General features: G+C 71.0%; 24 protein-coding genes. 16 read left to right on the top strand and 8 right to left on the bottom strand.

Annotated features, from left to right (window positions below; translation table 11 throughout):
• Position 1 precedes the first annotated feature (1 nt).
• On the top strand, positions 2–1213 hold the full coding sequence (locus tag LE548_RS18975; RefSeq protein ID WP_225098062.1) for a hypothetical protein: 1212 nt from the start codon (positions 2–4) through the stop codon (positions 1211–1213).
• Positions 1214–1397: 184 nt separating this feature from the next.
• Here LE548_RS18975 and LE548_RS18970 read toward each other — a convergent pair whose 3' ends face one another.
• The 4 genes from LE548_RS18970 to LE548_RS18960 all read right to left on the bottom strand — a co-directional run bounded on the left by LE548_RS18970 (position 1398) and on the right by LE548_RS18960 (position 3738).
• A complete protein-coding gene (locus LE548_RS18970; protein ID WP_225098061.1) occupies positions 1398–1688 on the bottom strand; it encodes a DUF1416 domain-containing protein in 291 nt (96 codons plus the stop codon).
• 27 nt (positions 1689–1715) lie between these two features.
• Positions 1716–2561 carry a sulfurtransferase gene (locus tag LE548_RS18965; RefSeq protein WP_225098060.1) on the bottom strand — a complete coding sequence of 282 codons (846 nt, stop codon included), beginning with the start codon at positions 2559–2561 and terminating at the stop codon, positions 1716–1718.
• Positions 2562–2693: 132 nt separating this feature from the next.
• A complete protein-coding gene (locus LE548_RS46525; RefSeq protein ID WP_351055874.1) occupies positions 2694–2774 on the bottom strand; it encodes an Ms5788A family Cys-rich leader peptide in 81 nt (26 codons plus the stop codon).
• 220 nt (positions 2775–2994) lie between these two features.
• Positions 2995–3738: a DUF2993 domain-containing protein gene (locus tag LE548_RS18960; RefSeq protein ID WP_225098059.1), complete on the bottom strand. Its 744-nt coding sequence runs from the start codon at positions 3736–3738 to the stop codon at positions 2995–2997.
• Between the two features lie 127 nt (positions 3739–3865).
• On the opposite strand from LE548_RS18960, the gene LE548_RS18955 reads away from it, so the two are divergent.
• Positions 3866–4138 carry a DUF3099 domain-containing protein gene (locus LE548_RS18955; RefSeq protein WP_225098058.1) on the top strand — a complete coding sequence of 91 codons (273 nt, stop codon included), beginning with the start codon at positions 3866–3868 and terminating at the stop codon, positions 4136–4138.
• Positions 4139–4142: 4 nt separating this feature from the next.
• On the opposite strand, the gene LE548_RS18950 is transcribed toward LE548_RS18955, so the two are convergent.
• From LE548_RS18950 to LE548_RS18940, 3 genes are read right to left on the bottom strand one after another with little or no spacing between them, the layout of a single operon-like run.
• The gene (locus LE548_RS18950; RefSeq protein WP_225098057.1) at positions 4143–4505 is read right to left on the bottom strand and encodes a DsrE family protein; all 363 of its coding nucleotides are present in this window, start codon (positions 4503–4505) and stop codon (positions 4143–4145) included.
• Positions 4502–4762, bottom strand: a complete 261-nt coding sequence (locus tag LE548_RS18945) for a hypothetical protein (protein ID WP_225098056.1) — start codon at positions 4760–4762, stop codon at positions 4502–4504. The genes LE548_RS18950 and LE548_RS18945 overlap by 4 nt, the downstream gene beginning before the upstream one ends.
• A complete protein-coding gene (locus LE548_RS18940) occupies positions 4759–5016 on the bottom strand; it encodes a hypothetical protein (protein ID WP_225098055.1) in 258 nt (85 codons plus the stop codon). Before LE548_RS18940 ends, LE548_RS18945 begins: the two co-directional genes overlap by 4 nt.
• A 172-nt stretch (positions 5017–5188) precedes the next feature.
• Between LE548_RS18940 and LE548_RS18935 the strand changes: the two genes are divergently transcribed.
• The 5 genes from LE548_RS18935 (at position 5189) to LE548_RS18915 (ending at position 8527) form a co-directional block, all read left to right on the top strand.
• Positions 5189–6028 carry a helix-turn-helix transcriptional regulator gene (locus LE548_RS18935; protein WP_225098054.1) on the top strand — a complete coding sequence of 280 codons (840 nt, stop codon included), beginning with the start codon at positions 5189–5191 and terminating at the stop codon, positions 6026–6028.
• Positions 6010–6288: a DUF397 domain-containing protein gene (locus tag LE548_RS18930; RefSeq protein ID WP_225098053.1), complete on the top strand. Its 279-nt coding sequence runs from the start codon at positions 6010–6012 to the stop codon at positions 6286–6288. Before LE548_RS18935 ends, LE548_RS18930 begins: the two co-directional genes overlap by 19 nt.
• Positions 6289–6510: 222 nt before the next feature.
• Positions 6511–7086, top strand: a complete 576-nt coding sequence (locus LE548_RS18925) for an FABP family protein (RefSeq protein ID WP_225098052.1) — start codon at positions 6511–6513, stop codon at positions 7084–7086.
• A gap of 16 nt (positions 7087–7102) precedes the next feature.
• A complete protein-coding gene (locus tag LE548_RS18920; protein WP_225098051.1) occupies positions 7103–7552 on the top strand; it encodes a Fur family transcriptional regulator in 450 nt (149 codons plus the stop codon).
• Positions 7553–7561: 9 nt separating this feature from the next.
• On the top strand, positions 7562–8527 hold the full coding sequence (locus LE548_RS18915) for a folate-binding protein YgfZ (protein WP_225098050.1): 966 nt from the start codon (positions 7562–7564) through the stop codon (positions 8525–8527).
• Between the two features lie 23 nt (positions 8528–8550).
• On the opposite strand, the gene dtd is transcribed toward LE548_RS18915, so the two are convergent.
• Positions 8551–8976, bottom strand: coding sequence for a D-aminoacyl-tRNA deacylase (gene dtd / locus LE548_RS18910; RefSeq protein ID WP_225098049.1), 426 nt, complete (start codon positions 8974–8976; stop codon positions 8551–8553).
• 160 nt (positions 8977–9136) lie between these two features.
• Here dtd and LE548_RS18905 point away from each other — a divergent pair, with 160 nt between their 5' ends.
• From LE548_RS18905 to LE548_RS18865, 9 genes are all read left to right on the top strand, one after another.
• Positions 9137–9763, top strand: coding sequence for an aerial mycelium formation protein (locus LE548_RS18905; protein ID WP_225098048.1), 627 nt, complete (start codon positions 9137–9139; stop codon positions 9761–9763).
• 43 nt (positions 9764–9806) lie between these two features.
• Positions 9807–11054: a GNAT family N-acetyltransferase gene (locus LE548_RS18900; RefSeq protein ID WP_225098047.1), complete on the top strand. Its 1248-nt coding sequence runs from the start codon at positions 9807–9809 to the stop codon at positions 11052–11054.
• Positions 11033–11800, top strand: a complete 768-nt coding sequence (locus LE548_RS18895; RefSeq protein WP_374116130.1) for a GntR family transcriptional regulator — start codon at positions 11033–11035, stop codon at positions 11798–11800. The genes LE548_RS18900 and LE548_RS18895 overlap by 22 nt, the downstream gene beginning before the upstream one ends.
• Positions 11797–12672 (top strand): winged helix-turn-helix domain-containing protein, encoded by an 876-nt coding sequence (locus LE548_RS18890; protein WP_225098045.1) that lies wholly within the window; start codon positions 11797–11799, stop codon positions 12670–12672. The genes LE548_RS18895 and LE548_RS18890 overlap by 4 nt, the downstream gene beginning before the upstream one ends.
• A 35-nt stretch (positions 12673–12707) precedes the next feature.
• Positions 12708–13406, top strand: coding sequence for an HAD family hydrolase (locus LE548_RS18885; protein WP_225098044.1), 699 nt, complete (start codon positions 12708–12710; stop codon positions 13404–13406).
• Between the two features lie 78 nt (positions 13407–13484).
• Positions 13485–14213 (top strand): HAD family hydrolase, encoded by a 729-nt coding sequence (locus LE548_RS18880; protein WP_225098043.1) that lies wholly within the window; start codon positions 13485–13487, stop codon positions 14211–14213.
• 91 nt (positions 14214–14304) lie between these two features.
• A complete protein-coding gene (locus LE548_RS18875) occupies positions 14305–15297 on the top strand; it encodes an ATP/GTP-binding protein (protein WP_225098042.1) in 993 nt (330 codons plus the stop codon).
• 20 nt (positions 15298–15317) lie between these two features.
• Positions 15318–15932: a TetR family transcriptional regulator gene (locus LE548_RS18870; protein ID WP_225098041.1), complete on the top strand. Its 615-nt coding sequence runs from the start codon at positions 15318–15320 to the stop codon at positions 15930–15932.
• Positions 15933–15982: 50 nt separating this feature from the next.
• Positions 15983–18028: an AAA family ATPase gene (locus LE548_RS18865; RefSeq protein ID WP_225098040.1), complete on the top strand. Its 2046-nt coding sequence runs from the start codon at positions 15983–15985 to the stop codon at positions 18026–18028.
• Positions 18029–18150 lie beyond the last annotated feature (122 nt).

Below are 18150 nucleotides of genomic sequence, written 5' to 3'. Positions count from 1 at the left end.
GATGAGCAACCAGCCGTATCAGGGTCCCCACGACGGCCAGGACCCGTACCAGCAGCAACAACAGCAACAGCAGTGGCCCGGCTACGACCCCCAGCTGACCCAGCAGTGGCAGGGCCAGACCTGGGAAACCCAGACGCACGCGCCGGTGCAGACGCCGCCGCAGACGTATGAGGCGCAGCAGCAGGCCTATCAGCAGCAGCCCCATCAGCAGCAGCCCCATCAGCAGTACCAGCAGCAGACCTATCAGCAGCAGCCGTATCAGCAGCAGTACGCGGAGCCCTACGCCCAGCCGTACGCCGCTGAGCCGTACGCCGCCCAGCCGTACGCCGCCGAGCCGTACCCGCAGCCCGCGCAGGCACCGGAAGCCGCGCCGGAGCCGACACCGGCGCCGGGACCGGAGGCGGTGGCCGAAGCCGCGCCGGAGTACGGCCCCGCGACGCTCGCCGGGAACGCCCGGATCACCGATGCCCAGCGGGCGCGGCTGGAGGGCCGTTCACCGGTCATCGAGCCCGGGATGCAGCCGGCGCTGCTGACCGCGGTGCTCGGTCTGCTGCTGGCCGCGACGGCGCCGATCGGCTCGTACGCGCTGGTCGTCCCGCTGGTGCTGCTCCAGGCGGTGACGGCGGCGGGCTGGTTCCGGCTGAACGGCATGTGGCCGGCCCGGCAGGGCATCGCGCTGGCCTTCGCGGGCGGCCTGACGGCAGACGTCGCGGTCCTGGCCGCGGGCCGCGACAACGCCCCCGCCGCGATCCTCGGCCCGCTCGGCGTCTGGGTCCTTCTCTCCCTGGTCCTCCTGCTCCGCTCGCACGCCTCGCCGGACGAGCGGATGTACGGCCTGATGGCCACGGTCGTCTCGGCGTCCCTGTCGGTCCTGGCCACGGGGTATCTGGGCGCGAGCGGACACGCGGTGACGGTCGGCGCGGCAGCGGTCGCGGTGGCCGTCCTGGCCCGCGCCCTGCCCCTGCCGACCCCGGCCTCGGTCGTCGTCGCCCTGCTGGCCGCGGCCGGCGCGGGCATCGCGATGGGCGGCATGACGGGCTTCGGCAGCAAGGGCGCGTTGCTGGGCGCGGCAGCGGGAGCCTGCGCCCTGATCGGCCACCGGGTCGCGAGCTACGACTACCCGTCCCGCTTCGTCCACTTCACAGCGGGCGTGGCGCTGCCGCTGTCGGCGGCGGCACCGGTGGTGTGGGTACTGGGGCGGGCGCTGGGCTAGGCGCCATGGACAAGCCACGAACGACCCGCACGCGGCAACGGCGACAAGCCGCCCACGGCGCATAGCCGAAGGGCCGCAAGCCGCCCACGGCGCATAGCCGAAGGGCCGCACCCCCCATGGCGTCCAACCCCGGGGGTGCGGCCCTTCGGCTCGTCACTCAGCCGTCACTGAGCCCTCGGCTCGCTCAGACCGCGATGGCGACCTCAGCCAGCCCGCCCTTCTCCGCCACGACAACCGTGCGGTCGGCGGAGCCGCCCGGCACCAGCGCGCGCACGGTCCACGTGCCCTCGGCCGCGTAGAACCGGAACTGGCCGGTCGCCGAGGTCGGGACCTCGGCCGTGAACTCGCCGGTCGAGTCCAGCAGACGGACGTAGCCCGTCACCGGCTCGCCGTCGCGGGTCACCTGACCCTGGATCGTGGTCTCACCGGGCTTGATCGTCGAGGCGTCCGGGCCGCCGGCCTTCGCTCCGCACATGCTGTTTCTCCTGAGAAGTGGGATGTCTTACTTGCCGGAGCCGAGCTCGATCGGCACGCCGACGAGGGAGCCGTACTCGGTCCAGGAGCCGTCGTAGTTCTTGACGTTCTGGACGCCGAGCAGCTCGTGCAGCACGAACCAGGTCAGGGCCGAGCGCTCACCGATGCGGCAGTAGGCGATCGTGTCCTTGGCGAGGTCGACGTTCTCCTCGGCGTAGAGCTCCTTGAGCTCCTCGTCCGACTTGAAGGTGCCGTCGTCGTTGGCGTTCTTGGACCACGGGATGTTCTTGGCGCTGGGCACGTGGCCGGGGCGCTGCGACTGCTCCTGCGGCAGGTGGGCCGGGGCGAGCAGCTTGCCGCTGAACTCGTCGGGGGAGCGCACGTCGACCAGGTTGTGGCTGCCGATCGCGGCGACGACGTCGTCACGGAAGGCGCGGATCGAGGCGTCCTGCGGCTTGGCCTTGTACTCCGTCTTGGCGCGCTCGGGGACCTCGTCGCCGGGGACCAGCTCGCGGGCGTCCAGCTCCCACTTCTTGCGGCCGCCGTCGAGCAGCTTGACGTTCTCGTGGCCGTACAGCTTGAAGTACCAGTAGGCGTACGACGCGAACCAGTTGTTGTTGCCGCCGTAGAGGATCACCAGCGTGTCGTTGGCGATGCCCTTCTCCGACAGCAGCTTCTCGAAGCCGGCCTGGTCGACGAAGTCGCGGCGGACCGGGTCCTGGAGGTCCTTGGTCCAGTCGATGCGGATCGCGTTCTTGATGTGGTTCTTCTCGTAGGCGGACGTGTCCTCGTCCACCTCCACGAGGGCGATGTTCGGGTTGTCCAGGTTCGCCTGGACCCAGTCGGCGTCTACGAGGACGTCGCTGCGGCTCATGCTCTTTCTCCTCCGGGGCAGTCGCGGCGGGGCGTGCAGAAGTGGCGGGGGTGCGCGCTCGACGGTGCGGGCGGCGCACGGGTGCCCTTACCAGCAGGGCGGCTGAGGGATGCGGAAGCGCTCGGCTTCCACTCAGAAGGGGCGACAGAGCATGGCGGCAACGCGGCACAGGTCCACTGCCCGCCGCTTGGTGAGATCCGCCTGTCGCCTCATGGCCCCGATCGTAGGGACGTACGGCCGGGCGTGTCACCGGTGTGTCATATGACGAGACGCGATCGTCCGAATGGTGGGACGTGTATCCCGCCCGGGGCAGGCTCGCGCGGCCTCCGGGCGCCCGTGTGGGTGATGGCATCTACGGTACGGACGTCACCGTCTCGCCAGTCGGACGGGGCGGACGAGGGGGCGGACGAGGGGGCATCCACCGCGAGTGTCCCTACCCCGCCAGCTTGACGTCCGAACCCTTCACCAGGATCTCCACACCGTTCGGCGCGGCCTGCACCTTGTCCAGCTTGATGCCGCCGGGCAGCTGGTTGATGGCCTGCTGGAAGTCGGTGATCTGGCGGACGCGGTTCTCGGCGACGGAGATGGCGGCCAGGTCGGGCAGGGAGTCGGCGTGGACCTCGACCTTGTTGTCCACGACGGTCACGGAGCTCAGCACGGACGTCGTCTGGTCGACCGGAATGGACAGGAACGAGCCCGTCACATGGACCGCGACCTTGATCTTGCCGTTGCCGCCGTCGGACAGGCCCACGACCCGGGCCTGGAGCCCCGGGGCGACCTCGGTCGGCTCGGACTTGGCGGTCTTCAGCAGCTCGGCGTAGGAGATGGTCGCGGTGCCGGTGGCGCTGTCGGCGGTGGCGGAGCTGTAGTCGCCGGAGAAGGAGACGCCCTTCATGTCGGCCTTCAGATCGTCGATCCGGATCGTCTTGCCGGCGGTCCCGGTCGCGGCGTCGTAGTCCTTGATCCCCACCTCGACATCGTCCAGCGACCCGCCCGCGACCTGCGTGAGGAACGGGAACCCCTTGATGCTGACGTCGGGCGTCGAGGCCAGGTTCTCCCTCGACTTCAGCTTGTCGGCGGCCTGCCCCTCGGCGAAGTGCACGGCGACCCGGTCCGCGATCACGAACAGCCCGCCCAGGATGACGACGAGGATCAGGATTATTCGCAGGGCGCGCATGTGGTGGTTCCCCCGGGGTCGGCGGTGTACGGCTACGTCACGGTAACCCTGCGGGGGACGGCCGAGCGGCGATTGTCGATCAGTTGTGACAGGGGCCTCCCGGCCCCTCCCGGCCTACCCTGGACGTATGTACGCGCGGCGGCGCCACATCTACTTCGCCATGATGGGGACCTGCATCGGGCTCTTCGTCCTGGCCTGGGCGGTCGTGCGCATCTGGTCGATCCCCGCGGCCGTCGCCCTGTGCATCGTGGCCATGCTGATCCCGCCGGTCGCGGCGATGATCGCCAACCGGCGGGGGCCGGAGGACCGCTGGTGGGACGATCCGTCCGGCGACCCGCAGTCGGACGAGTGGTGGGACGAGCTGGACGGCAAGAAGCGTCCGGGCAGCGACAGACAGTGAGACGTCAGTAGACGAGGGCCTGCGCGCCGTCCGCCAGCGCCTCCTGGACGAAGACCTGCGCGCCCGCGATCCGTACGCCCTCGATGACGTCCTTCTCGGTGATCTCCCGGCGGGCCGCGCACTGCGTGCACAGCGTGATGCGCCCGGCGGCCAGGATCGACTCGATCAGATCCGGCAGCGGAGCGGCGTGCGGCAGCTCGAACTCCGCCGCCCGCCCCGGCAGCGCGAACCAGGACGACTCCCCGGTCAGCCACAGCGAGACCTCGACGCCGCTGGCCACGGCCACCGCCGCCACGGTGAACGCCTGCGAACAGCGCTCGGGCGCGTCGGCCCCGGCCGTCACCTTGATCACGAGCTTCTTGGTCATGAGGGAAGCGTAGCCGCGACGACGACGGTGACGACCAGGGTGACCACGCAGAGGAGGGAGAGCGCGCCGCTGACGAGAGCTCCGTCGACGGAGCGGGTACGCCGGTGCCGGTTCTGCTTGCGGTGGGGCGGGTGGTCGGGGTGGAAGGGCGGCAGGGCGTAGGCGGGCGGGGTGTCGTACTCGGTCGCCTCGGCTGTCCGTAAGGTCCGCCCCTCGTCCCGCCACCGCTTGCATTCCTCGTACGGCAGTCCGCTCATGCCCTGTGCTCCTGTCGCTGGTGCTGCCGCAGCAACACGTTGGCATCCGTCTCCGCGCTCCGGTCGTACGCCGCCCGCGCCGACTCCCGCCGCTCGGCGAGCGTCAGGCACGCCGCGCATCCCGGGACGGGGCGGGGCGGCCGGCTCAGGTCCTCGGGGTCCGGCGGCAGCGCCTGCGCGCGCTCGTTGGCGGCCCGGACGTCGGCACGCAGGCGTACGGGGTCGTACAGCGGGGTGGCCGGATCCGTTCCCATGGGCTTTGCTCCTTTCCTCAACATCTATACGGAATGCGACAGTTGCACTACTCTGCGTGCACCTGGGCTGGTATTGAGGATGGCCCAGTACGGAGGCGGAATCGAGCGGAATGGCCGTTAGTGCCGGATCGGCCGTCTAAATTCCACAAGTTCGACAGTCGGGGAGGGTGCGGTGCCGCAGCGCAGGGCCATCACGGGTCGCAGTCAGGAGCCGAGGGCTCGTTTCGCCGAGGAGGTGCGGTTACTGCGCGCGATGAAGGGCGTGAGCTTGCGGGCGCTGGCCGACGCGGTGGGCTGGGACGCGTCGCTCTTCGGGAAGATGGAGAAGGGGCAGACGCTGGGCGGGCCGGAGGTCGTAGAGGCGCTGGATCTGTACTACGGCACGGGCGACAAGTTGCTCACGCTGTGGGAGTTGGCGATGGCCGACCAGACGCAGTTCAGGGAGCGGTACCGGCGGTACATGCTGCTGGAGGCTGAGGCGGTGAGCATGTGGCAGTACTCGCCGGGCATCATGCCTGGCCTGCTGCAAACTCCCGAGTACGCCACCGAGTTGCTCCAGCAGGGCGGGCTGACGGGTGCTGAGCTGGAGAAGCAGGTGGCAGCCCGTATGGGGCGCCGGGAACTGCTGCTGGCGGAGGGCGGGCCGCAGTTCCGTGCGATCCTCTCCGAGGCGGTATTGCGCACCCCGCTCCGTGATCCGGAGGCGTGGCGGGCGCAATTGCGCCATCTTCTGGAGATGGGGGAGCGCCCCAATGTCATCGTCCAGGTGCTGCCTTCGACGAAGGGGCTGCATGGGCTGACAGACACCGACACCATGTTCCTGCAAGGCCCCGCTGGGACCGTTGCCTGGGTGGAAACGGGCTACTCAGGCGAACTGGTCCAAGAAAGTACGGCTGTCCAGTGGCTCCAGCTTCGATACGATCGAGTACGCGATTTGTCCCTAACTCCGGACGAATCGCGGGAGTTCATCAAGCGGATGCTGGAGGAAGCGCCATGCGAGCCATCGACCTGAGCAACGTGACGTGGCGCAAGAGCAGCTACAGCAACCAGGACGGCGGCAACTGCGTCGAGGTCTCCGACGATCTCCTGACCGCAGCCGACTGGCGCAAGAGCTCGTACAGCAACTCGGACGGCGGCGCCTGCCTGGAGGTCGCCCACAACCTCCCCGCCAAGGGCCTCGTCCCCGTCCGCGACAGCAAGGACACCACCCGCACCCCCCTCCTCTTCGGCGCCCCCGCCTGGAAGGCCTTCGTCGACGGCGTCAAGGGCTGAGCGCCCGGACAGCGCACCTCATACGGAGAGCCAGGTCCCGGCCGCGTAAGCTGGGGCCCGGCTCTGTCGTATGCCCACCCTCGCTCAAGGAGCACCCGTGGAGATCTTCTTCGAAACCCTGCTGGTCCTGGTCTGCGTCGGCGTGCTCGCCTTCGCCGGTCTGGCCGTGAAGAAGCTGTACCAGGGCCAGCGCTGAACCTCGTCTAGGAAAGCTTGCCGATCATGATCGAGATCCCGTCCGACCTGCACAAGGGCCTCGTCCCGCTCGCCTTCCTGCTCGGCAACTGGGCCGGCGCGGGCGTGCACGACTTCCCCGGCTCGGAGAAGTGCAACTTCGGGCAGGAGGTCACCTTCAGCCACGACGGCCGGGACTTCCTGGAGTACCGCTCCCACACCTGGGTGCTGGACAACGACGGCAACAAGGTCCGCCCCCTGGAGTCGGAGCACGGCTTCTGGCGGATCGACGCCGACCGCAAGGTCGAGGTGACGATGACCCGCGACGACGGTGTCATCGAGATCTGGTATGGCGAGCTGGCGGACAAGAAGCCGCAGATCGATCTCGTCACGGACGCCGTCGCCCGCACGGCCGCCGCCCGGCCGTACAGCGGTGGCAAGCGGCTCTACGGCTACGTCAAGAGCGACCTGATGTGGGTCGGCGAGAAGCAGACCCCCGAGGTCGAGCTGCGCCCCTACATGTCGGCCCACCTGAAGAAGGTCGTCACCCCGGAGGAAGTCGAGCGCTGGGCCAAGGCCCTCCCGCAGGACATGCCCGACGACGGCATCGCGTTCTTTAAGTAGTCCTAGACTCGTCGGTGTGGTGAGCACCGACTGGAAGAGTGACCTCAGGCAGCGCGGCTACCGGCTGACGCCGCAGCGGCAGCTTGTGCTCGAAGCCGTGGACAACCTTGTGCACGCGACCCCCGACGCCATCCTCACGGAAGTGAAGAAGACGGCGTCGGGGGTCAACATTTCCACGGTCTACCGGACGCTGGAGCTCCTGGAGGAGCTGGGCCTGGTCAGCCACGCCCATCTGGGGCACGGTGCGCCCACCTACCACCTCGCCGACCGGCATCATCATCTGCACCTGGTGTGCCGGGACTGCGAGAGGGTGATCGAGGCCGATGTGGACGTGGCCGCGGAGTTCACCGCCAAGCTGCGGGCGCAGTTCGGGTTCGACACCGACATGAAGCACTTCGCGATCTTCGGCCGGTGCAAGGACTGTTCGCTGAAAGGATCATCGGAGAGTTCGACCACCGCGTCGTAGGGTGGCCGTATGAAGAGCCCTCTGCTGTCCCTGCCCGGCGCCGTTCCCGCCGAGGGTGTGGACGAAGGTGTCGCCGCGCACTACGGCGATCTGTTCCGGGAGCAGCGCGCCCTCGCCGACGGCACCGGATTCGTCGACCTGTCCCATCGCGGTGTCATCACCGTCACCGGCGACGACCGGCTGAGCTGGCTGCATCTGCTCCTCACCCAGCACGTCAGCGAGCTGCCGGTCGGCGAGGCCACCGAGGCGCTGATCCTCTCCGCACACGGGCACATCGAGCACGCGTTGTACCTGGTCGATGACGGTACGACCGTGTGGGCGCACGTGGAGCCGGGGACGCGGGAGGCGCTCGTCGCCTACCTGGAGTCGATGAAGTTCTTCTACCGGGTCGAGGTCGCCGACCGGACGGACGACTTCGCCGTCGTCCACCTTCCCGCCGGGTCCATCGGGGAGGTGCCGGACGGGGTCGTCGTACGGGAGACCCCGTACGGGCGTGATCTGTTCCTGCCCCGCGCCGACCTGGAGTCCTTCGCCGAGTCGCACGGGCCTGCCGCCGGGATCCTCGCCTACGAGGCGCTGCGCGTCGAGCACCACCGGCCCCGGCTCGGCTTCGAGACCGACCACCGGACCATTCCGCACGAGCTGGGCTGGATCGGTACGGCCGTGCATCTGCAGAAGGGCTGCTACCGGGGGCAGGAGACCGTGGCCCGGGTGCAGAACCTGGGCAAGCCGCCGCGTCGGCTGGTGTTCCTCCACCTGGACGGGAGTGAGGTCCATCTGCCGGTGCCGGGGACCGAGATCCGGCTCGCGGACGAGGGGCCCGACGGACGCAGGATCGGGTTCGTGACCACGTCCGTCCGGCACCATGAGCTGGGGCCGGTGGCGCTGGCGCTGGTCAAGCGGAATGTGCCCCTCGACGCGCGGCTGGTCGCCGGGGACACCGCCGCCGCGCAGGAGGTCGTGGTCGAGCCTTAGGACGCCGTCGGGAAGGGGAGGAATCACATCTCCAGCAGCACCGTGAACGGGCCGTCGTTCGTCAGGGACACGCTCATCTGTGCGCCGAACCGGCCCGTCGCCACCGTCGCGCCGAGGGCGCGCAGCTGGGAGACCACCTCGTCCACCAGGGGCTCGGCGACATCGCCGGGGGCCGCCGCGTTCCAGGTGGGGCGGCGGCCCTTGCGGGCGTCGCCGTAGAGCGTGAACTGGCTGATGACCAGCAGCGGGGCGTCGATGTCGCTGCAGGACCTCTCGTCCTGGAGCATCCGGATCGACCACAGCTTGCGGGCGAGCTGGGCCGCCTTCTCCTTGGTGTCCTCATGGGTCACCCCGACGAGGACGCACAGCCCCTCGCCCTCGATCGCGCCCACCGTCTCGCCGTCCACGACGACACTGGCGCCGTCCACCCGCTGTACCACCGCTCGCATGCGGACCATCATGCCGGGTGCCCGGCGCCCGCTCACAGCGGGCCCATTATCAATCCCTTACCGCCCATGTGCGGCCGTTCGGGGGCACTCGGTCACATAGCGGTCGCTCGGGGTGGCACGATGCTTCCAGGCGCCGGTCGAGGGGACGGTCAGGAGCACCATGAGCACACCGAGTACCAGCGGGCGGCTGGGGACCCAAGGGGTCCAGGCACAGCCGCCGGAGACGGCGTACCGGCCGCCCGCCCAGCGTGCCGACGGCCCCCAGGGCCCCGCGCTGCCCGGGGAGCCCTGTGAGCACGATCTGGCCCGGCTCAGTCTGCCCGAGCTGCGCACCCTGCGCCGGGACGCCCAGCGCGACGAGGCCGACCTCAGCTATGTGCGGCGGCTGCTCCAGGGCCGGATCGACATCCTGCGCGCGGAGCTCACCCGGCGCGGCCGGGCCGCCGTGCCGGCGCCGGCGGACGGCTCCGTGGTGGACCGGCTGCCGGAGATCCTGCAGGACGCCCCGGCCCAGTACCGCTCCTCCGCCCGCCATGTCACGCTCGGCACCCCGCACAACGAGGAGTTCCGGCAGCTGGCCGCCGAGATGCTCGGCGAGGTCGAGCTGAGCGATCTCGTGGCCCGGACCGATCTCGAACTGGCCAGCGCGATGGGCCGGTTGGTGCGGTACGAGCAGGAGGTCTCCCGGCGCCGGCAGCGGCTCCAGGGGACCACCGACGAGTGCAGCGCGGAGATCGCCCGCCGGTACCGGGTCGGCGAGGCCCAGGTGGACGATCTGCTGAGCTGAAAAGGGGGCGACGGCCGGAAGGCTGTGTGCTTATCGTGAGGCGATGAGCGACCTGGACGTACGCACCATGGGCGAGGACGAGCGCGAGAACTGGCTGCGGGCCGTGAACACCGGCTTCCTGAGCCCGCCCACCCCGGGCGAGGACCAGCTGGAGCTCAGCCGCCGGACGGACGCCGAGGGCTCGTCCCGGCGGCTCGGCGCCTTCGACGGCGACCGGTGTGTGGGGACGCTGCGCTCCTTCCCGCAGCAACTCACCGCGGTCGGCGGTGCGTTCGTCCCCGCTGACGCCGTCTCCGGCGTCACCGTCAGCCCCACCCACCGGCGCCGGGGCCTGCTCACCCGCATGCTGGGCCGGGACCTCGCGGCGGCGAAGGAGCGTGGTGACGTCGTCGCCACGCTGATCGCCGCCGAGTACCCGATCTACGGCCGCTACGGCTTCGGCCCGGCGAGCTGGGCCGTCCAGTGGGCCGTCGAGGTGCCCCGGGCCGGTCTCGACGCGCGCTGGGCCGGTCCTGCGGACGGAGGCCGGATCGATCTGGTCGACGGCGCCGAGGTACGCAAGCTCGGCCCCGAGCTGCATGAGCGGTTCCGGGCCGGGCAGCCCGGCGCGGTCAGCCGTCTTCCGGTGTGGTGGGATACGGCCACCGGCGTCCTGAGCCCCGGCCCGGACTGGAAGGAGCCCTTCCACGCCGTCTACCGCGCGGCCTCCGGCGAGGTCGAGGGCCTGGTGTCGTACAAGGCCGAGCACGTCTGGCAGGGCAACCAGCCGGAGGACGCCCTCACCGTGAACTGGCTGCTCGCCACCACCCCGGCGGCCGAGCGCGCCCTGTGGCACTACCTGTGCTCGATCGACTGGGTGGCCAGGGTGACCAGCGGCCGGCGCGCCCCGGACGACCTGCTGCCCCACCTCCTGCCCGACCCCCGCGCGGCCCGCGTCACCGAGCACACGGACTGGCTGTGGGTGCGGATCCTGGACGTCGTACGGGCCCTGGAGGCGCGGACGTACGAGACGGCCGGTGCGGTGGTTCTTGAGGTCGTCGACAAGGACGGATACGGCGGGGGGCGGTTCCGGCTGGAGGCCTCGGCGGAGGGCGCGTCCTGTACGGGCACGTCCGCGAGCGCCGATCTCACCCTCGGTGTCGGGGAGTTGGGGTCCGCATGGCTCGGCGGGGAGTCGCTGACGCGGCTCGTGGCGCTGGGCCGGGTGCAGGAAGAACGAGAGGGCGCCGCCCGCAAGGCCGACGCCCTGTTCCGCTCGCCCAGACTCCCGTGGTGCCCGGACCTCTTCTGAGGCCGGCTGTGCCGTTGTGGCTGCTGCCGACCAACCCGGCCAACTGCTCGAAGATGGTGCCGAGTTGCGCCAAGTTGTACCGTTCGAGTGTGACGTCGGAAGGTTCGTTCGTGCCGGGGCCGGCCGCCCTGCCGCAGCCCACGCTCGTCGGTTTGGCCCCCCGCCTGACGGAGGCGTTCCAGGCACCGCACGTGACGCTCGACGCCCTGTGTCTGACCTCGGTCTCGCTGATCCTCGCGATCGGCGAGCCGCTCCGCCTGATCCACGCCGGAGGGCTCAAACCGGCCAGGATCGACGTCAGGGTGCTGCTGCCCAGCCATGACATCGACCTCGCCTTCCCGGCGCCGGTCACCGAGGACGGCGGGCTGCTGCACCGGCGCTGGCTGGCCCAGCGCAACGCCCAGGGCATGGTGCTGGCGCAGAACCTGTGGGCCCTGCGGAGCACGCACGGCATCGACGTGCACGTCTCCTTCCGCGCCCTGCCGTTCACCCCGCCGGTCAAGCTGTATCTGCTGAACGGCTCCGAGGCGCTGTTCGCGTACTACACGCTCCTGCGGCGCGAGCGGGAGATCGAGCACGAGCTTCTGGAGCTGTACGACGCCGACGGCACCCGCTCGATGCTGTTCGCCTTCGAGGCGCGGGCCGGGGTCCGGGACGCGGTGTTCGTGGAGCGGTCGCAGAAGTGGTTCGACGCGCTGTGGGAGACGATCAGTTCGGACCTGCCCCTGGGAGGCGGACGGCCGTGACCGGTAGCGGAAGACACACGGCCCAGGGGGTCGCCGACACTCTGCGCGAACGTATCCGCACGGGTGCCCTGCGCCCCGGCGAGCGGCTGCCGACGCAGACCGAGCTGGCCGAGGAGTTCGGGGTCGTGCGGGGTGCCGTGCGCCAGGCGCTGCGCATCCTCCAGCAGGAGGGCCTGCTCAGCAACGTCGGCAAGGGGAGCCCGCCACGGGCCGCCGAGCCGCGGCCGGCCAGTGAGGTCCTGCGGCCGGCCAGTGAGGTCCCGCAGCCGACCATGGTGGCGCTCGCGCCCCGGCTGATCGAGGCGTTCGCGGCGCCGCACGTGCGCATCGAGGCCGTCTGCCTGACCGCTCAGAGCCTGATCCCGGCGCTCGGCGAGCCGCTGCGGCTGATCCACGAGGGACGGCTGCGGCCGGACCGGATCGACGCCCGGATCATGCTGCCCAGCCGGGACATCAACCTCGCCTTCCCGGTCTCGGTCGACGCCGGGAGCGCGGAGGACGACACCGTGCACCAGCGGTGGCTGGCCATGCGCAACGCCGTGGGCCAGGTGCTCCGGTACAACCTCCAGTCGCTGCGCGGCACCCACGACATCGACGTCCAGGTCACCTTCCGGGAGCTGCCGTTCACCCCGCCGGTCAAGCTGTACCTGCTCAACGGGGTGGAGGCGCTGTTCGCGCACTACATGATCACGCGGCGCGAGGAGCCCACCGACAGCGGCACGCTGGAGATGTACGACACCCTCGGCTTGGAGTCCCTGCTGTTCTCCTTCGAGCAGCGGGCCGGACAGCGGGACGCGGCGTTCGTGGAGCAGTCGCAGAAGTGGTTCGACGCCCTCTGGGAAACCATCACGACGGACCTGACACTCTCCTAGTGACTTCTGATGCGCATTCTGATGTGACCTCTGATGTGAGCGAGATCGAAAAGCTTCGGGAACTGATCACACCGGCCCGCTGTGTGTTGTGGGCCTTCGACGGACCGATCTGCCGGCTGTTCGCGCGGCGCACGGCGGAACGCGTGGCAGCCGAGCTGGTGGACTGGCTGGCCGGGCGCGGGCTGCACGATCTGCTCAGCGACGTCGAGCGCGACTCACTGGACCCGCATGGGGTGCTGCGTGCCGTGGACCGCCGGTACCCCGGCAGTGACCTCGTGGCCGAGCTGGAGGAACGCCTCACCCAGGAGGAACTGCGCGCCGCCGGTTCCGCGATGCCCACCGCCTACGCCGACCCCCTGATACGCACCTGGACCGCGGTCGGATCCCGGCTGGCCATCACCACCGACAACTCGCCCAAGGTGGTCCGCGCCTATCTGAACGACCGTGGCCTGACGTCCTGCTTCGCCCCTCATATCTACGGCCGCACGACCGACCTGCACCTCCTCAAGCCCGACCCGCACTGCCTGAACCGGGCCCTGTCCGCGATGGGTTCAGCCCCCGAGGCGGCCCTGACGATCGGCGGCTCACCCGCCGATCTCGCCGCCGCGAACGACGCCGGTGTGCCGTTTCTCGGCTACGCGCGCAACGCGCACAACGAGCGGCTCCTGCGGGCCGCGGGCGCCGGACTGGTCGTACAGTCGCTGGAACATGTCCTGATGCTCCTCAGGACATAGGCCGGGTGTTCGCGGCCGGTTCTGGGGCAGGCTGGCAGGGTACGGCGGGTGACCGGTTCGAGGAGCGGGTGGAACGGCATGGCTGGTACGTACGAGGACGCCGAGGAGGCGTGGCAGCTCCTGACCGACGGGACCGGCCCGGCCTGCGTGCTGTTCGACTTCGACGGGCCGCTGTGCCGGCTGTTCCCGCCGTACAACAGCTCGCAGTCGCTCGCCGACACCCTGCGGGAGACCGTGGCCGGCGCGGGCCTGCTGGACGTGCTCTCCCCGGCCGAGCTCAGAGACAAGGACCCGCACGTGGTGCTGCGCGCCGTCCACCGCGAGCGGCGGCAGCGGGACGTGGGCGACCTGGTGGCGCGACTGGAGCTGCAGGTCACCGACGGCGAGCGGAGAGCCGCCCGGACCGCGCTGCCCACTCCTGGCGCGGCCGAGCTCATCAAGTGGCTGACCGGGCGAGGCACCCGGCTGGCCGTCGTCACGAACAACGCGGCGGCCGCGGCGGAGGACTACCTGCGCGCGAAAGGGCTGTGGGAGAGTTTCGCGGTCGTGCACGGCCGCAAAGCCGACCCCGACCTGATGAAGCCGCACCCCGACGTGCTCGACCGCGCCCTGAAGGACCTGCTCCTGTCGCCGGACGAGGCGGTGATGATCGGTGACACCCCGACGGACTTCATGGCGGCCGAGCAGGCGGGCGTCCGGTTCCTCGGCATCGGACGCAACGCCGGGAAGCGGCAGCTGATGCGCGATGCCGGGGCCAAGATCGTGCTGGCGTCGTACGCGCCCCTGCTCGCCCGGATCCCGCGCTGAACCGGACCGGTGCGACCCTCTTCCTGAGCGGACCCGGCACCGGGCACCATGAACGGCACGATTCCAACGCGCCTGCCAGTAGGGGGATTTGGTGGCGGAGAGCACGTTGAGGAGCAGGGTGGCGGCCGGCTGGGCGCGGGCCGAGGGCACGGTGTCGAAGGTCGTGCTGCTGGCCGTGTTCGGCCTGAACCTGGTGGCCCAGTTCGTGAAGCCGCTGGGCGACGCCCTGCAGGGCAATGTCTACATCGGCGGGGCGCTGCTCAGCCTGGTGGGCTTCCTGCTCTACAGCGAGGTGCAGCGGCTGAACTCGGCCCACGAGACCCAGCGGGAGACCACGGCGGAGCTGCGGGACACCATCCGGGTCCTGAGCGGGCAGGTGGCCCTGCTCGGCGAGGCCCAGCGGGCGGCGGCCGGGGCGCCGATCACCCAGAACCAGGTGCTGGCGGAGTTCCACAACGCGCTGCGGGACAAGGAGCGGATCGAGTTCCGCGTCATGTGCTTCACCGGGGAGACCGTCGTCACCAGCCTCAAGGAGTCCCTCCAGGCCCTGCCCGCCCACGCGGGGCGCGAGGTGACCGTGCGGTTCCTCGTCCCGGACTTCCTGCGGGAGATGGACGTGCCGGGGCAGGTGGTCGACGGCCAGGCGTGTGACTCGCCCGAGTTCCGCGCACGCCTGGACGACCAGGTCCGCCGCTACGAGCGGGACCTGAAGCAGGCCAAGGTGCGGATGCGCGACCGCGGACAGGGGAACCTGTCGGTCGAGTTCCAGGTGCTGCACTTCACGCCGGGCGAGAAGCTGTATCTGATCGACGACAGCTTCATGGCCGAGGGCGCGTACGACAAGGCCGTGCTGTGGCCCGACGAGAACGGCAGGCAGGTGCTCGACCTCCTCGGGAACGAGGTGATGCTGACCGGCTGGCGCTGGGAGGACGGGCAGCGGGCGCGGGACACCATCAGCCGCAAACGGGAGTACTTCGACACCCTCTGGGACCAGGCCCGTGCCCTGACCACATCCGCCTCGGCGACTCCGGCGCCCCCGGCTGCCCCGGCAACCCCGGTCCCGGCTCCCCAGAGCGGTGACTGACCCGGCATAGGCTCGGCCTCATGGGTGAGATGGGCCTGCGTGAGCGCAAGAAGCAGCGGATGTACCAGGACGTGTCGGACATCGCCGTACGGCTGTTCCTGGAGCGGGGCTTCGACGCGGTGTCCGTGGCGGAGGTCGCCGCCGCGGCCGGGATCTCCAAGCCGACGCTCTTCCGGTACTTCCCGGCCAAGGAGGACCTGGTCCTGCACCGGATCGCCGACCACGAGACGGAGGCCGCGCGGGTGGTCGACGGTGCGGCCGACCCGGTGGACGCGCTGCGCCGGCACTTCCTCGCCGGGCTGGAGCGCCGCGACCCGGTCACCGGCCTGAACGACCACCCGGCCGTCCTCGCCTTCCACACCCTGCTCTACGGCACCCCGTCCCTGGTCGCACGGGCGTACCGGCACCAGGAGCGGTCGGAGGCGGCCCTCGCCGAGGTGCTCGGCGGGGACCTGGAGGCCCGGCTCGCCGCCGGGCAGATCATCGCCGTGCAGCGGATCCTCGCGCTGGAGAACTTCCGGCGGATCGCGGCGGGGGAGCCGGTCGAGGAGGTGGCGCCGGACGCCGTACGGGCCGCCGAGCGGGCGTTCGCGCGGCTGGCGAAGTGTCTTCCGCGCCTGGATGCCAGCGAATGAGACTTGGTTAAAAATGTAACTCGGTAACGCTATGGCGGTACGCTGGCGTCATGACGTCACTCGACCCCGCCCTCACCGACCCCGCCCTCACCGACACCCTCCACGCCGAGCGCGCCCACCACGACCGCTGTCGTGCCGCCCTCACCGCGATGATCGAGGGCGCCGCCGAGCAGGTCGTCATCGGCGAGGACGTCTCCGCCTCCGGGGCCGACGCCGAGGTGCTCGGACGCCGGCTGCGCAGCCAGGCCAAGCAGCTGCGCGAACTCCCGCCCGGCCCGCTGTTCTTCGGCCGCCTGGACTTCGCCGACGACGACCCCGGGCACGGCGGCATGGACTACCACGTGGGCCGCCTCCGCATCACCGAGGACCCGGCCGCCCCGCCCCTCGTGATCGACTGGCGGGCCCCCGTCTCCCGCGCCTTCTACCAGGCGAGCGCCCGCGATCCCCAGGGTGTGGAGATACGGCGCCGGTTCGGCTGGGCGCCCGGCGGCAGCGGCGACTCCGCCGACCTCACCGGGCTGGAGGACGAGTACCTGGGCCGGGGCGAGTTCCGGACCAGCGACATCGTCGCCCGCGAGATCGAGCGGCCCCGGGTCGGCCCCATGCGGGACATCGCCGCCACCATCCAGCCCGAACAGGACGACCTGGTCCGCGCCGCCCTCACCGACTCGGTGTGCGTCCAGGGCGCCCCCGGCACCGGCAAGACCGCCGTGGGCCTGCACCGCGCCGCCTACCTCCTCTACACCCACCCCAAACGGCTCCAGCGCGCCGGCCTGCTGATCCTCGGCCCCAACCGCACCTTCCTGCACTACATCGCCGAGGTGCTGCCGTCCCTGGGGGAAAGCGGCGTCCGCCAGACGACCCTGCCCGGGGAGATCGCCCGCCACCCGGTCAAGGGCACCGACTCCCCGGAAGCCGCCAGGATCAAGCACGACGCCCGCATGGCCGAGGTGCTGCGCCGGGCGCTGTACGCGCGCGTGAGCACCGAGGGGATCGCCGACCTCGCCGTACCGGACGGCTCCTACCGCTGGCGGGTCTCCGCCGCCGAGCTGGCCGGGATCGTCGCGGAGGTGCGCGCCGAGGAGCCGCCGTACGCCGTCGGGCGTGAGCGGGTGCGCACCCGGGTGGTACGGCGGCTGCGGGAGCGCGCCGAGCGGCGCTCCGGGGTGCTGCCGGCCGCCTGGGTGCGCCGCATCGAACGGGCCCGGCCGCTGACCGCACACCTGGACGCGGTGTGGCCGAAGGCCCGCCCGGAGGAGATACTCGCCGAACTCCTCACGGACACACGGGCGTTGGCGCGGGCGGCGGACGGCCTCCTGGACCCGGACGAGCAGGCGGCACTGGTGTGGCCCCGCCCGCCGCGCTCGGACAAGTCGGCCCGCTGGTCGGCGGCGGATCTGGTGCTCCTGGACGAGTTGTCGGGACTGATCGAGCACCCCGAGGGCTACGGGCACATCGTGGTGGACGAGGCGCAGGACCTGTCGCCCATGGAGTGCCGGGCGATCGCCCGCCGGGCCGCCTTCGGCTCGCTGACCGTCCTCGGCGACCTCGCCCAGGGCACCACCCCGTGGGCCGCCCGCGACTGGCCGGCCCAGCTGCGCCACCTCGGCAAACCGGACGCGACGGTGGTGCCGCTGACGACCGGCTTCCGGGTACCGGCGGCCGTCGTGGCCCTGGCCAACCGGCTGCTGGCGGGCCTGGACGTGTCGGTCCCGGCGGCCCGGTCCCTGCGCGGTGACGGGGAGTTGAGGCTCCGGCCGACGACGGACGTGCCGGGCACGACGGTGACGGCGGTCCGCGAGGCGCTGGCCCGCGAGGGCTCGGTGGGCGTCGTGGCGGCGGACGCGGACACGGCGGGCGTGGCGGCGGCCCTGACCGCGGCCGGGATCGCCGTGTCCGGCCCGGACACACTGCGCGCCCGGGTGACCGTCGTACCGGCGAGCATGGTCAAGGGCCTGGAGTACGACCATGTGGTGGCCGTGGAACCGGCGGCGGTCGCGGAGGCGGAGGAGCGGGGCGCGCACCGGCTGTACGTCGTCCTGACCCGGGCGGTGTCCCGGCTGGACGTGATCCACTCCCGCCCGCTGCCGTTCTGACGGCGCTCAGCGCTCCGCTCGAAGTGCCGCGATGCGCTGTCGGCCGTCTGCGGCACCGTCGTGGCTGGTCGCGCCCACACGCGGCGGAGCCGCATATCGGGACACGGCCGCTGTGGGGACCC

The sequence above is a fragment of the Streptomyces sp. CoH27 genome (assembly GCF_020181035.1).
GTDB classification, from domain to species: domain Bacteria; phylum Actinomycetota; class Actinomycetes; order Streptomycetales; family Streptomycetaceae; genus Streptomyces; species Streptomyces camelliae.
The sequence above is the reverse complement of the archived record's forward strand: the minus strand, read 5'-3'. Positions and strand labels throughout refer to the sequence as shown.

Coding starts and splice junctions, on each gene's coding strand:
- LE548_RS18975 (WP_225098062.1), top strand. CDS start 2: ATGAGCAACCAGCCGTATCAGGGTCCCCACGACGGCCAGGACCCGTAC.
- LE548_RS18970 (WP_225098061.1), bottom strand. CDS start 1,688: ATGTGCGGAGCGAAGGCCGGCGGCCCGGACGCCTCGACGATCAAGCCC.
- LE548_RS18965 (WP_225098060.1), bottom strand. CDS start 2,561: ATGAGCCGCAGCGACGTCCTCGTAGACGCCGACTGGGTCCAGGCGAAC.
- LE548_RS46525 (WP_351055874.1), bottom strand. CDS start 2,774: ATGAGGCGACAGGCGGATCTCACCAAGCGGCGGGCAGTGGACCTGTGC.
- LE548_RS18960 (WP_225098059.1), bottom strand. CDS start 3,738: ATGCGCGCCCTGCGAATAATCCTGATCCTCGTCGTCATCCTGGGCGGG.
- LE548_RS18955 (WP_225098058.1), top strand. CDS start 3,866: ATGTACGCGCGGCGGCGCCACATCTACTTCGCCATGATGGGGACCTGC.
- LE548_RS18950 (WP_225098057.1), bottom strand. CDS start 4,505: ATGACCAAGAAGCTCGTGATCAAGGTGACGGCCGGGGCCGACGCGCCC.
- LE548_RS18945 (WP_225098056.1), bottom strand. CDS start 4,762: ATGAGCGGACTGCCGTACGAGGAATGCAAGCGGTGGCGGGACGAGGGG.
- LE548_RS18940 (WP_225098055.1), bottom strand. CDS start 5,016: ATGGGAACGGATCCGGCCACCCCGCTGTACGACCCCGTACGCCTGCGT.
- LE548_RS18930 (WP_225098053.1), top strand. CDS start 6,010: ATGCGAGCCATCGACCTGAGCAACGTGACGTGGCGCAAGAGCAGCTAC.
- LE548_RS18925 (WP_225098052.1), top strand. CDS start 6,511: ATGATCGAGATCCCGTCCGACCTGCACAAGGGCCTCGTCCCGCTCGCC.
- LE548_RS18915 (WP_225098050.1), top strand. CDS start 7,562: ATGAAGAGCCCTCTGCTGTCCCTGCCCGGCGCCGTTCCCGCCGAGGGT.
- dtd (WP_225098049.1), bottom strand. CDS start 8,976: ATGCGAGCGGTGGTACAGCGGGTGGACGGCGCCAGTGTCGTCGTGGAC.
- LE548_RS18905 (WP_225098048.1), top strand. CDS start 9,137: ATGAGCACACCGAGTACCAGCGGGCGGCTGGGGACCCAAGGGGTCCAG.
- LE548_RS18900 (WP_225098047.1), top strand. CDS start 9,807: ATGAGCGACCTGGACGTACGCACCATGGGCGAGGACGAGCGCGAGAAC.
- LE548_RS18880 (WP_225098043.1), top strand. CDS start 13,485: ATGGCTGGTACGTACGAGGACGCCGAGGAGGCGTGGCAGCTCCTGACC.
- LE548_RS18870 (WP_225098041.1), top strand. CDS start 15,318: ATGGGTGAGATGGGCCTGCGTGAGCGCAAGAAGCAGCGGATGTACCAG.
- LE548_RS18865 (WP_225098040.1), top strand. CDS start 15,983: ATGACGTCACTCGACCCCGCCCTCACCGACCCCGCCCTCACCGACACC.